The sequence below is a fragment of the Mesorhizobium sp. M7A.F.Ca.CA.004.06.1.1 genome, assembly GCF_003999135.1.
Classification (GTDB): Bacteria; Pseudomonadota; Alphaproteobacteria; order Rhizobiales; family Rhizobiaceae; genus Mesorhizobium.
The window spans coordinates 1-13,354 of record NZ_RZPQ01000077.1 but is presented as its reverse complement, the minus strand read 5'-3'; the positions used below and the strand labels follow the sequence as shown (position 1 = coordinate 13,354).

Genomic DNA, 13,354 nt, shown 5'->3' with positions numbered 1-13,354 from the left:
CCTGCTGCTGCCGACCGGCTACTATCTGATCGGCGGCGCCTTCGCCGTTGCCGTCAGTTTCCTCGTCCTGGCGCTGCTGCCAGCGGATTTTCTCGATCGTTTCTGGCGCCGGCGCCTGCCGTTGTTTGCCCTCAGCGACGCCACCCGCGCCGCCATCAGCCTGCTATCCTTCGCCGGCTTTGCAATTCTTATCGCCGCCGGCTTTTTCGGCAGCCGCGACCCACTTTCCAATCCTCTGCCACTGGTGATCTGGACACTGTTGTGGGCCGGCGTCACGCTGCTGCAGGGTGTCTTCGGCGACCTCTGGTCATGGCTCAACCCCTGGTATGGAGCATGGCGTCTCGCCTCGCGCCTGTTCGGGACCAGGGATCACGGAGCATGGCGCCTGCCCGGATGGGTCGGCTGCTGGCCGGCTGTCATCCTGTTCTTCGCCTTCGCCTGGTTCGAACTCATCGATCCGGCGCCCGACGATCCGGGGCGGCTGGCCTTGGCCGCCGGCCTCTACTGGCTGTTCTCTTTCCTCGCCATGCTGGCGTTCGGCTATCGCGGCTGGAGCCGCAGCGGTGAATTCCTGACGGTTTTCTTCTCGATGGTGGCGCGCTTCGCCGTGGCCGAACGCAACCAAGACGGCCGGCTTGGCCTGTGCTGGCCCGGCGCCAAGCTGCTGACGGCGCAGCCCCTGCCGGCCAGCGGCATCGCCTTCCTGCTGCTGGCCCTGTCGTCGGTGTCCTTCGACGGCCTGTCGAAGACCTTCTTCTGGCTCGGCCTGTTCGGCATCAACCCGCTCGAATTTCCCGGCCGCACCGCGCTGATCGGCAGCGGCACTTGCGGGCTGATCCTGACATTCGCGCTGCTGGCGGCGGTGTTCCTGCTTGCCGTCCGGCTCGGCCAGCGTCTTGCCGGCAGCGATCACACGCTCGGCCAGGCCGCAGGCCTGCTGGTGTGGTCGATCGTGCCAATTGCGCTTGCCTATCACGTTGCGCATTATCTGACGGCGCTGCTCGTCGACGGCCAGTATGCGCTTGCGGCACTGTCCGATCCGTTCGCGCTGGGCTGGAACCTGTTCGGCACCGCCGACATGCAGATCGAGGCCGGCATCGTTGCGGGGGCGGACTCTGCGTGGTGGCTGTGGAATATCCAGGCCGGCGCCATCATCCTGGGCCATGTGCTCGCCGTCCTCGTCGCTCACGGCTTCGCCTGGCGCCTGCACCCACAGCCCTCCCGCGCGGCACTCAGCCAGTTCCCGCTCACCTTGCTGATGATCGCCTACACCGTCTTCGGCCTCTGGTTGCTTGCCACGCCGACTGTCGGATGAGAAAAGGCGACCAGCATGCCTTCGGGGAAAGCCCGCTTGCCACGTCGGGGCTTTGGTGATTTAGTTTGTACACATGCGATTTTTTGCCTCGTTACAGCCAGTCAAAACTCAAAAACAGGGGAACTGCCGTGACTGACAAGAATGGGTTTTTCGATCTCTCCAGATCCACGCTCACCCGCCGCACGGCGCTGAAGGGTCTGGCCGCCGGCGCCGGCCTGGGCCTGGCCCCCGGCTACGTCCGCTATTCCCAGGCGCAGAGTTCGGCGCCGATCAAGATCGGCTTCCAGTCGCACCGCACCGGCATCGGCGCCGCCTATGGCCGCTGGTACGAGAAGACCACGGCTGCCGCGGTCAAGGCGATCAACGCCGCCGGCGGCATCAACGGCCGTCAGGTCGAGGTGATCATCGAGGATGACGGCACCGATCCCGGCCGTGGCGCCGAGGTGGTCGGCAAGTTCGCCACCCAGCACAAGACCGACATCGTCTTCGGCACGCTGTTCTCGCATGTCGTCATTGGCTCTGCGCCCGCCGCCGGCGAAAACAAGATGCCCTATTTCGTCGTCAGCGAAGGCCATCACGTCGCCTCGACAAAGCTGAACCGCTATGTCTTCCAGCCCGGCATCACCGACGTGAAGAGCCAGATCCAGTCGATGGCGCCGTGGATCGCGGCCAATGCCGGCAAGAAGGTGACGCAGATCTTCCCCGATTTCGCTTTCGGCTACGACCATCGCGACTACCTGCCGCCGGCACTGAAGGCGCAAGGCGGCGAGGTCATCGCGCAGATCGCCATCCCGCCGACGGAATCGTCCTTCACCAAATACTTCCCGCAGATCCCGGCCGAGACCGAGGTGATCTACCACGTCATGGTCGGCCCGGCCGTGCTCACTTTCGTCAAGGAGCTCGGCGAATTCTACGGCTCCAACCGACCGCAACTGTTCGGCTTCATCGATTCGCTCGAGGCCACCGACATCAACAGCCCCGGCCTCGAATTCCTCGACGGCAGCCATTTCTGGGAAGGCTCGCCGCGTTATGCGCAGGCCAACGATTCCGAAGCGCAGAAGGCCTACCGCACCGCTGTCGGCATCGATGACAATGGCGCTGCCGTCGGCGATCCCAAGGATGTCTCCACCGCAGCCCACATGTTCGGCTGCTGGGAGACGCTCTATGTCGTCAAGAAGGCAATGGAAGACGCCGGCTACAAGGGTCCGGAAGACCGCGCCAAGCTGGTCGAGGCGACCGAGGCACTGACCGAGTTCGCCGAAGGCCCGCAGCATCCGCAGGGGCCAAAAACCTTCAACGGCAAGATCCACCAGTGCTTTGGTATCCAGAACATCTCCAAGGTCGAGGGCGGCAAGCTCAAGGTCGTGCACAAGACCAAGATCGAGGACGGGCTTTACGAGGCCGAGGGAGATTATACGACGCAGGCGCTGTGAGTTTGGCATTCCAGCAAGCGCCTGCCAGCGTGTAACCGATGCACTTTGGTCCCCACCTCCTCCTCGCCGCTCTCGAAGGCCTCGTCACCTCGTCAGTGCTAGCCCTGACGGCGCTCGGCCTGTCGCTGGTGTTCGGCGTCATGCGGGTGGTCAATGTCGCGCATGGCGAGTTCTTCATGCTGGGCGCGGTGCTCGCCTGGGCGATCACCACGGCCATCGGCGGTCACCCTGCGCTCGGCTTCCTGGCGGCGCTGGTGATTGCCCCGCTGATCGTCGGCGCCATTGCGCTGGTCGCCGAACGGCTGGTGCTGCGCCGGCTCAATTACAATCCGGAAGCCACCATCGTCGCCACCATCGGCATGCTCTACATCATCCAGCAGCTGGCGCTGACTTTCTATGGCCCGGAGGCTCGGCCGGTCGAGCCGCCGTTCAGCTACCGCATCCTTTTGCCGTGGTTCGGCTATTCCGGCTACAAACTGTCTGTTATCGCCGCTTCCGCGCTGCTGCTCACCGCGACATGGCTGGTGCTGACGCGCACCAGGATCGGCCTCGTCATGCGCGCCACGCAGTATGACAGCGAAACCGCACAGGCCTTCGGCATCCCTGTCGGCCGTGTCTATGGCGGCGTCTTCGCGCTCGGTGCCATGCTGGCGGCCATTGCCGCGGTGCTGATCGTGCCGATCAGCCAGGCGCATTATCTGATGGGACAGGATCCGCTGCTGCTCTCCTTCATCGTCGTCATCATCGGCGGCCTCGGCTCGCTGCGCGGCACGGTCGTCGCCGCCGTGCTGATCGGCCTCTCCGACGGCATCATCTCGATGTTCTTCTCGCCGACGCTGGCCAAGATCATTGCCACGCTGCTCGTCGCCATGGTGCTGGTGTTCCGCCCGCAAGGCCTGTTCGGGACGGCATCGCGATGAGCGAAGCTTCGCCGGCAAAAGCCTATGCCCTGCATCTCGGCGTCATCGCCCTGCTCTTCGTGCTGAGCTTCCTGCTGCCGGACTACTATCACGGCCTGCTTGCCCGCATCATGGTGCTGGCGGTCTTTGCCATGGGCTACAACATGCTGTTCGGCTATGTCGGCCTGCTCAGCCTCGGCCATGCGATGTTCTTCGCCGCCGGGCTCTATGGCGCCGGCCTTGCCGTCATCCAGCTCGGCTGGAGCGTACCAGCGGCATTCGCCTCGGGCCTCGGCTGTGGTGTTGTTGTTTCACTCGTGATCGGCCTGCTGGCGTTGCGCACCACGGGCGTCGCCTTCATGATCGTCACCATGATGTTCGCTCAAGTGTTCTACCTCCTCATCCTCTACTTCGCGACTTGGACCGGCGGCGACCAAGGCATGGTCGTGCCGCAGCCGGCGCGGGTGCTCAGCTTTGGCGCTACATCGCTCGAACTCACCAATCCGACGGTGCGCTACATGACAGCGCTGGCGCTGTTTTCCATCGTGCTGCTCGTCACATTGGCCATCGTCCGCTCCCGCTATGGCCGCGTGCTGGTCGCCATCCGCGAGAATGAGGAGCGCACGAAGATGCTCGGCTACGATACGTTTTCGAACAAGCTCGCCGCCGTCGTCATCTCCGGCATCATCTGCGCGGCCTCGGGGGCCGCCTATGCGCTGCTGTTCGGCTATGTGTCGGATCGAGCTTCGCGTCGGTGCAGTATTCGATCCTGCCGCTGCTGTGGGTGCTGCTGGGGGGTGCCGCGACGACGCTCGGACCGCTGATCGGCACGCTGTTCATGTACTATGTCATTGATATCACCAGCGGCTACACCTCCGCCTATCTGCTGATCGTCGGCATCGCGCTGATCCTGCTGGTGCTGTTTTTCCCGAAAGGCATTCTGGGCAGCATCCGCCAGCGCTGGCTCGGGTGGCTGCCATGATGCCGCTTTTGACCACCAAGGGCCTGTCGCGCAATTTCGGTGGTCTGCGCGCCGTCGACAATGTCGATTTCGCGCTGATGCCGGGCGAGATCCGTGCCGTGATCGGCCCCAACGGGGCGGGGAAGACCACCTTCGTCAGCCTGGTCAGCGGCCGCATCCAGCTGTCTGCCGGCATGATCGTCTTCGACGGCGCCGACATCACCAATCTGCCTGCCTATGTCAGGGTGCGCAGGGGCATCGCCTACACCTTCCAGCTCACCAGCGTCTATGCCAACCTGTCCGTTTACGCCAACGTCGCGCTGCCCGCGCAACTGACGCAGCGGCATGGCAGTCATTCCAAGAGCGCGATACAGGCCGCTGTCATGACCGCACTGGAACGCACCGGCCTGGCCGATCGTGCCCACATGCCGGCGGGCCAATTGTCCTACGGCCATCAGCGCCTGTTGGAAGTGGCGATGGGCCTCGCACTGAAGCCGCGCCTGCTGATCCTCGACGAGCCGACGCAAGGGCTGGCCGACAGCGAGATCGACAATTTCATCACCCTGGTGCGCGAGATCGCCAAGAACGCCACCGTGCTTCTGATCGAGCACAACATGCCTGTCGTCATGCAACTCGCCGACCGCATCACCGTCTTCAATGCCGGCAAGATCCTGGCCGAAGGCACCCCCGAAGCGATCCGCGAGAACGCGGCGGTGCAGGAAGCCTATCTGGGGACCGCCCCATGACCGAGGCAAAGTCCGAGGCGCTGACCATCTCTGGACTGGACTGCTACTATGGCGAGGTCCAGGTGCTCTATGGCCTCGACCTGGTGCTGAACAAGGGCGAGGTGCTGTGCCTGTTCGGCCGCAATGGCGCCGGCAAGACGACGACGCTGAAAGCCATCATGGGACTGGTTCCCTCAAGCGCCGGCTCGATCAGGCTCGATGGCCAAGAGTTGACTGGTCTGCCGGCGCATGAAGTGCCCAAGGCCGGCGTCGCCTATGTGCCGCAGGGAAGACGGCTGTTCGCCGAAATGACGGTGGCGGAAAACATCGAGATCGGCCTGATGGCGCGCGGCAAGGGCAAGGCCGTGCGGGAAAATGTCCTCGACCTGTTCCCGCTGCTGCGCCAGCGGCTGCGGCAGCGTTCCGGCACATTGTCCGGCGGCGAACAGCAGATGCTGGCCATGGCGCGCGCGCTCTGTCTCGAACCGCAAGTGCTGCTGCTCGACGAGCCAACCGAAGGGCTGATGCCGTCGATGATCGCCAAGATCCGCGAGACGGTGTCGAAGCTGCGCGACATGGGCGTCTCGACCATCCTGGTCGAGCAGCGTGTCGATGCGGTGCTTTCGGTCGCCGACCACGTTGCCTTCATCGAAAACGGCCGCAACCGCGAGACGGTCGACGTCGAGGAGTTGCGCGCCGACCCGTCGGCGGTCCGCCGCTATGTCGGCGTCGGGTGATCAGCCGAAGAACAGAAAGCCCGCGACCAAAAATGTCGGGATCAGCACCAGCCCAGACCACAGCATGTAGCCGAAGAAGCCCGGCATCTTCACGCCGCGATGGCGGGCGATGGCGTAGACCATGAAGTTCGGCGCATTGCCGATATAGGTGTTGGCGCCCATGAACACCGCGCCGGCCGAGATCGCGGCAAGCGTCGAAGCGAACTCCGTCATCAGGTGCCGGGGGTCGCCGCCGGCAAGCTCGAAGAACACCAGATAGGTCGGCGCATTGTCGAGGAAGGACGACAATGCCCCTGTCAGCCAGAAATAGGCGAGATCGTTGGGCGTACCCGAGGGTGAACTGACAAGCGACACCAGCGGTGCCAGCGCGCCGTCATGGCTTGCCCTTAGGATGGCGATGACCGGCACGATGCAGATGAAGATGCCGGCAAACAATTTTGCCACCTCTGCTATCGGGCCCCAATTGAAGCCGTTCGCCTCCCGGTGGCTCTTGTAGGAGAGCGGAAGCGACAGCAGGGCGAGCGCCAGGATGATGGCGTCGCGCACCAGATTCTGCAGTTCGAGACTGACGCCGAACACCGAGAAGCTGACGCCGGGCTTCCAGGCCGCCGACACCAGGATGGCGCCGATCACGCCCGCCAGCAGCGGAAGGTTGGCCAGGCCGCGCAGACGCACCTTGGTATCCGGCGTCGGATCCTTGATCTTCGGCGCGCCAGCCTCGCGCCGATGCAGGATGATGTCGATGCCCAGGAAGACGGCCAGCACGGCACCGCCGACGAACAGGGTCTCGCGCCAGAGATTGGCGGTCGTCCAGAAGAAGTCGACACCTCTGAGGAAGCCGACGAACAGCGGCGGATCGCCAAGCGGCGTCAGCGAGCCGCCGATGTTGGACACCAGGAAGATGAAGAAGATGACGACATGGGCGTTGAACGGCCTGTTATCGTTGGCGCGGATGATCGGCCGGATCAGGATCATCGAGGCACCGGTCGTGCCTATCACCGAGGCCAGCAGCGCGCCGACCAGCAGCAGGCCTGCATTCACCAGCGGCGTGCCGTGAATGTTGCCGGCAAGGAGAATGCCGCCCGAAATGGTGAACAGCGCAAACAGCAGGATGATGAACGACATGTATTCCGTGAGCAACGCATGCAGCACCGCTTCGGTCGCTGTGGGAACACCGAAGGCAGCCGCCAGCGGCACGATCACCAGTGCGGCCCAAAGGGCCGATATCTTGCCGTAGTGATGTTCCCAAACATGAGGAAACAGCAGCGGACCGGTGGCGATCGACAACAGCAGCCCGGCAAAGGGCAGCGCCCACCACAGCGGCATCGAAGCGCCGGGCAGGCCGTGTTCCTCCGCCGCGAAAGCCTGTGCCGGGAACAGCACGGCGGCAATTATCGCAGCGCATGCAGCCAACAGGGAGATCGGATATGAAAAAGGCCCCCTCATCCGGCCGCTACGCGGCCACCTTCTCCCCGAGGGGAGAAGAGACTCGGCGCCGACGCTCGCCTTCTCCTCTCCCCTCGGGGAGAGGTCGGATTGCCCCGAATTGCCCTTCGCAATTCGGCTGGCAATCCGGGTGAGGGGGTGCTTGCCCAACGGCCGTTCAATCCGACAAAGGGTCTTCGAGCGTCACGCCGGCGTCGCGCAGGCGCTGCAGCATGGCATCGAGCGAACCGTTGAGATCGATGCCGCGGCAGGCATCGAGCCGCACTGTGGTTTTGAAGCCCTGGCTGACGGCGTCCAGCGCCGAAAAGCCGACGCAGAAATCGGTCGCCAGCCCGACCAGGGTCAGCGTGTCGATGCCGCGCTCCCGGAGGTAGCCGGCAAGGCCGGTCTGCGTCGTGCGGTCGTTCTCGAAGAAGGCCGAATAGCTGTCGATATCAGACCGAAATCCCTTGCGAATGACGAGCTCGGCCTTGGTCCAGGCCAGGCCGGAATGGAAATCCGAGCCCAGGCTGCCCTGGATGCAGTGGTCCGGCCACAGCGTCTGCTGACCATAGGGCATTTCGATCATCGTGAAAGGCTGCGCGCCCGGATGGCTGGAGGCAAAGCTGGAATGACCGGCGGGATGCCAGTCCTGCGTCAGCACGACATGGTCGGTTCGCCGGATCAGGTCGTTGACCAGTGGCACGATCTCATCGCCGCCGGCAACCGCCAGCGCGCCGCCGGGACAAAAGTCGTTCTGCAGGTCGATGACAACAAGCGCCTCGTCGGCCATGGGCTTTCCTCTTCCGTATGCAGGCTCCAGTGGAAAATGCCGCTGACGCGACCGGACGCAGAAACTTGACCAGATGGCCGGCGGCGTCAACCTCTCGCGACATAACAAATGCGTGCCGGCCGGGCCGCCGCAAACTCGGGCTTTGACAAATCCAGCGGGCTTGATATCATTTGCATACGAATGAGTTTCTCGGCTCGAACGCCGGAAATACCGGATTCGGAAAGTTCCTTCTGGAAGGCAAAGCGTGATCCGTTACGCGAAACCCACCTCGGTCGACGAAGCGCTCGCTTTGCTTGGCGAGGGCGCCTGGCGCATCCTTGCCGGCGGCACCGATTTCTATCCGGCACAGGGCAGCAAACCGTTCCGCGACAATGTTCTCGACATTAACGGCCTGGCGGCGCTGCGCGGCATTGCCGAGACGCACGACCATTTCGTCATCGGCGCGCGCACGACCTGGACCGACATCGTCCGCCATCCCTTGCCGCCGGCCTTCGATGCGCTGAAACAGGCGGCGCGTGAGGTTGGCTCGGTGCAGATCCAGAACGTCGCCTCGGTCGCCGGCAATCTCTGCAACGCATCGCCTGCCGCAGACGGCGTGCCGGCCCTGCTCATCCTCGATGCCGAGGTCGAGCTGCGCTCGGTGGCCGCGACGCGGCATCTGCCGTTGCAGGACTTCATTCTCGGCAACCGCCGAACCGCTCTGCTGCCCGGTGAGATGGTCACGGCCATCCGCGTGCCGAAGCCCAGCGGCACGTCGGCTTTCGTCAAGCTCGGCGCGCGCCGTTATCTCGTCATTTCCATCGCCATGGTGGCGGCGCGTCTGGTCGTCCAGGATGGCCTTGTCCGGCAAGCGGCGGTCGCCGCCGGCTCCTGTTCGGTGGTGGCCAAGCGGCTGGCCGGCGTCGAAGCCGCGCTGCACGGTCTGCCGGTGGACGGCGGACTCGCCGACGCGGTCCTGGCCGCGCCGATGGCAGAACTGTCGCCGATCGCCGATGTGCGCGGCAGCGCCGAATACCGGCTCGATGCGGTGCGCGAGATTGTTGCCCGCACGGTGCTCGCGGCTATGGGGCGTACGACTGGCGAAGAGGTGGCGGCATGAGCCAAAATTGGCCTGACGCGCGTGAAGCCCTGCCCGATCCGGGCAGTGCCCAGCCAGGCTTCGGCGCTGCGCGCGCCGATATCGCCTTCGAGGTCAATGGCACCGCCGTCTCGGTCAATGTGCCGCCCCTGCGCCGCCTGTCCCTGGTGTTGCGCGATGAATTGCTGTTGACCGGCACCAAGATCGGCTGCGACGCCGGCGACTGCGGCGCCTGTACGGTGCTGGTCGACGGCGATCCGGTCTGCGCCTGCCTGATGTCGGCGGCTTCCGCCGCCGGGACGGCGGTAACATCCGTCGAAGGCCTCGCCAATGGCCGGCTGTCGGCGCTGCAGGCCTCGTTCCTTGCCCATGGCGCGGCGCAGTGCGGCATCTGCACGCCGGCGCTGCTGGTCGCGGCAACGGCGTTGCTGGACAAACAGCCAAGCCCGACCGAGGCCGAGGTGCAGGATGCGCTGGGCGGTATTCTCTGCCGCTGCACCGGCTACCGGAAGATCATCGCGGCGGTGATGGATGCGTCCCTGCAGGGCGCAAGCCTCGATTTCCGCTTGCCTCGATCAGGCCATGCGATCGGCTCCTCGCCCGTCCGGCTCGATGGCGTGCCGAAGGTCACCGGGGCTGAGAAATTCGGCGGCGATTCCTTCCCCGCCGATGCGCTGGCCGTGCTGGTGGTCCGCTCGCCGCATTATCACGCCAGCTTCGCCTTCGGCGACCTCGACGGCTGGACGAAGGCGCATCCCGGCATAGCCGGTGTCTTCACAGCAGCCGACATTCCGGGAAAAAACTGTTTCGGCGTCATCGGCCCGTTCGCCGACCAGCCGGCGCTGGCTGAGGGGTTTGCCCGCCTCCGCGGTGAGGCGGTGGCGCTGGTTGCCGGCGAGCGTGAGGCGATGCTCGATCTCGACCTCTCGGATTTTCCGATCCGCTGGACCGAATTGCCGCATGTTCTCCAATCCTGCGAAGCGCGCGCCGGCGGTGCCAAGCTCATTCATGAAAACAGGGCGGCAAACTTGCTGACCTCCGGCTTCGTCGAACGCGGCGATCCGGAAGCAGCGCTTGCCGGCGCGGCTTTCACCGTCTCTGGCGCCATCGACACCTCCTATGTCGAGCACGCCTATATCGAACCGGAAGCCGGCTATGCCTATCTGGACGGCGACACGCTGGTCGTCGTCGCCTGCACCCAGGCGCCCTATATGGACCGCGACGAGACGGCGAAGGTGCTCGGCCTAGCCGTCGACAAGGTGCGCATCGTGCCGACCGCGACCGGCGGCGGTTTCGGGTCCAAGCTCGACGTTTCGCTGCAGCCGCTGATCGGCCTGGTGGCGATGAAGACGGGGCGGCCGGCGGCACTTGCCTACACCCGCACCGAATCGATGATTTCGACCACCAAGCGCCATCCGGCCGAGATGAGAGCGACCATCGGCGCCGATGCCGACGGCATTGTCACCGGCATGATCTTCGAAGGTGACTTCAACACCGGCGCCTATGCAAGCTGGGGCCCTACCGTGGCCAACCGCGTGCCGGTGCACGCCTCCGGACCCTATGCGACGCCGAATTACCGCGCCGAAGGCCGCGCCATCCACACGCATGGGCCGATCTCCGGCGCATTCCGCGGCTTCGGCGTGCCGCAAGCGACGATCATGCAGGAGACGCTGTATGACGAGCTAGCCGGCAAGCTCGGCATGGACCGGCTCGATTTTCGCTTGAAGAACTGCCTTCGTAACGGATCCGAAACGGTTACCGGGCAGCTTCTGGAGTCCGGCGTCGGCATTGCCGAATGCCTCGAATCGCTGCAGCCGCATTGGGTGCGCGCGACGGCTGATGCGGATGCGTTCAACCGTGCCAGCAGGGATAGAAAGCGCGGCGTTGGCGTCGCGTCCTGCTGGTATGGCTGCGGCAACACCTCGCTGCCCAACCCGTCGACAATCCGGGTCGGCATCGCGGCTGACGGCACGGTCATCCTGCACCAGGGCGCCGTCGATATCGGCCAGGGATCCAACACGGTCATCGCCCAGATATGCGCCGACGCGCTCGGCCTGCCGCTTGAGAAATTCCAGTTGAAGAGCGCCGATACGGCCATCACCCCCGACGCCGGCAAGACCTCGGCCTCGCGCCAGACTTTTGTAACCGGCAAGGCGGCCGAAAAGGCCGGCCGCGCCTTGCGCGAAACGATCCTGCGCTTCGCCAATGTTTCCGAAAACGCAGCCCTGCAGCTCGACGGCCCCGTGATCGTCATCCGCGAAGGTGAAGCCACGCGCCGCGTCGATCTCGCGACATTGGATGTAGACACCGAAGGCTTCGTCTTTCGCGCCGAGGAGACCTACGACCCGCCGACGCTGCCCCTCGACGCCAGGGGCCAGGGCAAACCCTACGCCGTTTACGGCTATGGCGCGCAGATCGCCGAATTGGAGGTCGACCTTAAGCTCGGCACGGTGAAGCTGCTGAAAATCACCGCCGCGCATGATGTCGGCAAGGCGATCAACCCGCTGCTGGCCGAGGGCCAGATCGAAGGCGGCATTGCGCAAGGCATCGGCATGGCGCTGATGGAAGAGTATATCCCCGGCCGCACCGAGAATTTGCACGATTATCTCATCCCGACCATTGGCGACGTGCCGCCGATCGAGACCATTCTGATTGAAGTTCCGGATCCGGAAGGACCCTTTGGCGCCAAGGGTTTGGGCGAGCATGTGCTGATCCCGACGGCACCGGCGATCCTCAATGCCATCCGCCACGCCACCGGCGTGCTGGTCACCAAGATTCCGGCGACGCCGACGCGTATCCGCGCTGGCATCCGCGAAAAAGATGGCATCCGCGAAAAGGAGGCACGCCGATGAGCGAGCTTGCCGAACGCTTCGAGACCCATGATCCCGGCGAGAAGCTGGTGGCGGAGAAGATCCGCTGCGATGCCTGTCCGGTGATGTGCTACATCGCTGACGGGCGCACCGGAGCATGCGACCGCTACGGCAATGTCGGCGGCAGGATCGTGCGGACGGACCCGCTGACCATCCTCGATCATGCGGCCGAGACCGGCGCGGCGATCGTGCCGTTCGTCGCCGTGGGCGAGGCCTGGGACGGCGAACTGGTCAACACCGGCCGCCGCTTCGTCACCGCAATCGGCGCCGGCACCACCTATCCCGACTACAAGCCGGCCCCCTTCATCGTCAGCCAGGAGGTCGAAGGCGTCGATCTCGTCACCGTCGTCACCGAGGGCATCTTCTCCTATTGCGGCGTCAAGGTGAAGATCGATACCGACCGTCACCTCGGTCCCGAGACGGCAATAGTCCGCGCAGCCGGCGAAGCGATCGGCCATGTCACGACGGGCGAGTATGGCTCGCAGATGCTGTCGCTGGGCGGTGTGCACCATCTGACCGGCGGCTCCAAGGCCGAGGGACGCGCCACCTGTGACGCGCTGCTCAATCTGTGCAACCGCAAGCCGGTGGAACTGGCCATCGACGGCGGCGCCACCATCATAGTCGAAGCCGGCAAAGCACCTGTCATCGACGGCAAGCAGGAACACCGAATGCGCGTCGGCTGCGGCTCGGCCACCATCGGCATGTTCGCCACGCAATGGCGCGGCCTTGTCGACGAGGTGGTGGTGGTCGACGACCACATCACCGGCGTCGTTTCCGAGCATCAGGCCGGCAAGGTGCTGGGCTGGCAGGATACAGGGATAAAAATAATCGGCCGCCGTTCGACGCCGGGCCGCTATTTCAAGGTGTCCGAACCCGGGCTGGGCTGGGGCGGCACCAGCATTTCAGACCCGCTGTCGATCCTCGGAGAGTGGAACGCCAAGAAAGGCGCGCGGCCGGGGCTGTCGCTGCTGATGGTGTCGACCACCGGCGAACAGTTCGCCTATTACGAACTCGACGACGAACTGAAACCGGTGCAAAAACCTTTCCCCGAACGGCTGCAGAAGTCGGTCGGGCTGATCGAGGACAATTGCGAGCCAGCTTTGTGCACAGTGCTGTTC

The 13,354-nt window shown here is 64.6% G+C and carries 10 protein-coding genes and 1 pseudogene; 9 read left to right on the top strand and 2 right to left on the bottom strand.

The features are described 5' to 3' along the window. Position 1: 1 nt before the first annotated feature. The 6 genes and pseudogenes from EN906_RS07630 to EN906_RS07605 all read left to right on the top strand — a co-directional run bounded on the left by EN906_RS07630 (position 2) and on the right by EN906_RS07605 (position 6,070). On the top strand, positions 2-1,315 hold the full coding sequence (locus EN906_RS07630; RefSeq protein ID WP_245484200.1) for a hypothetical protein: 1,314 nt from the start codon (positions 2-4) through the stop codon (positions 1,313-1,315). 128 nt (positions 1,316-1,443) lie between these two features. Next, a complete protein-coding gene (locus tag EN906_RS07625; protein ID WP_127267046.1) occupies positions 1,444-2,748 on the top strand; it encodes an ABC transporter substrate-binding protein in 1,305 nt (434 codons plus the stop codon). Positions 2,749-2,786: 38 nt separating this feature from the next. Beyond that, positions 2,787-3,668, top strand: coding sequence for a branched-chain amino acid ABC transporter permease (locus EN906_RS07620; protein ID WP_127267045.1), 882 nt, complete (start codon positions 2,787-2,789; stop codon positions 3,666-3,668). Further along, a pseudogene (locus EN906_RS07615) lies at positions 3,665-4,629 on the top strand (branched-chain amino acid ABC transporter permease). The gene EN906_RS07620 and the pseudogene EN906_RS07615 overlap by 4 nt, the downstream one beginning before the upstream one ends. Then, positions 4,626-5,354, top strand: coding sequence for an ABC transporter ATP-binding protein (locus tag EN906_RS07610; protein WP_127267044.1), 729 nt, complete (start codon positions 4,626-4,628; stop codon positions 5,352-5,354). Before EN906_RS07615 ends, EN906_RS07610 begins: the two are co-directional and overlap by 4 nt. After that, positions 5,351-6,070 (top strand): ABC transporter ATP-binding protein, encoded by a 720-nt coding sequence (locus EN906_RS07605; protein ID WP_127267043.1) that lies wholly within the window; start codon positions 5,351-5,353, stop codon positions 6,068-6,070. The genes EN906_RS07610 and EN906_RS07605 overlap by 4 nt, the downstream gene beginning before the upstream one ends. Here the strand turns inward: EN906_RS07605 and EN906_RS07600 are convergent, their stop codons facing one another. Together EN906_RS07600 and pncA are read right to left on the bottom strand one after the other, a co-directional pair. Continuing rightward, positions 6,071-7,516: a sodium:proton antiporter gene (locus EN906_RS07600; protein WP_127267042.1), complete on the bottom strand. Its 1,446-nt coding sequence runs from the start codon at positions 7,514-7,516 to the stop codon at positions 6,071-6,073. 157 nt (positions 7,517-7,673) lie between these two features. After that, positions 7,674-8,288, bottom strand: a complete 615-nt coding sequence (gene pncA / locus EN906_RS07595) for a bifunctional nicotinamidase/pyrazinamidase (protein ID WP_127267041.1) — start codon at positions 8,286-8,288, stop codon at positions 7,674-7,676. Positions 8,289-8,532: 244 nt separating this feature from the next. Here pncA and EN906_RS07590 point away from each other — a divergent pair, with 244 nt between their 5' ends. The 3 genes from EN906_RS07590 to EN906_RS07580 form a co-directional block, all read left to right on the top strand. After that, on the top strand, positions 8,533-9,387 hold the full coding sequence (locus EN906_RS07590; RefSeq protein WP_127267040.1) for a xanthine dehydrogenase family protein subunit M: 855 nt from the start codon (positions 8,533-8,535) through the stop codon (positions 9,385-9,387). Beyond that, on the top strand, positions 9,384-12,218 hold the full coding sequence (locus EN906_RS07585; protein ID WP_127267039.1) for a molybdopterin-dependent oxidoreductase: 2,835 nt from the start codon (positions 9,384-9,386) through the stop codon (positions 12,216-12,218). The genes EN906_RS07590 and EN906_RS07585 overlap by 4 nt, the downstream gene beginning before the upstream one ends. Beyond that, positions 12,215-13,354, top strand: a 1,140-nt coding sequence (locus EN906_RS07580; RefSeq protein WP_127375123.1) for a 6-hydroxynicotinate reductase, incomplete at its 3' end; no start/stop codon positions are given. The genes EN906_RS07585 and EN906_RS07580, both read left to right, overlap by 4 nt.

Coding starts and splice junctions, on each gene's coding strand:
- EN906_RS07620 (WP_127267045.1), top strand. CDS start 2,787: ATGCACTTTGGTCCCCACCTCCTCCTCGCCGCTCTCGAAGGCCTCGTC.
- EN906_RS07610 (WP_127267044.1), top strand. CDS start 4,626: ATGATGCCGCTTTTGACCACCAAGGGCCTGTCGCGCAATTTCGGTGGT.
- EN906_RS07605 (WP_127267043.1), top strand. CDS start 5,351: ATGACCGAGGCAAAGTCCGAGGCGCTGACCATCTCTGGACTGGACTGC.
- EN906_RS07600 (WP_127267042.1), bottom strand. CDS start 7,516: ATGAGGGGGCCTTTTTCATATCCGATCTCCCTGTTGGCTGCATGCGCT.
- pncA (WP_127267041.1), bottom strand. CDS start 8,288: ATGGCCGACGAGGCGCTTGTTGTCATCGACCTGCAGAACGACTTTTGT.
- EN906_RS07585 (WP_127267039.1), top strand. CDS start 9,384: ATGAGCCAAAATTGGCCTGACGCGCGTGAAGCCCTGCCCGATCCGGGC.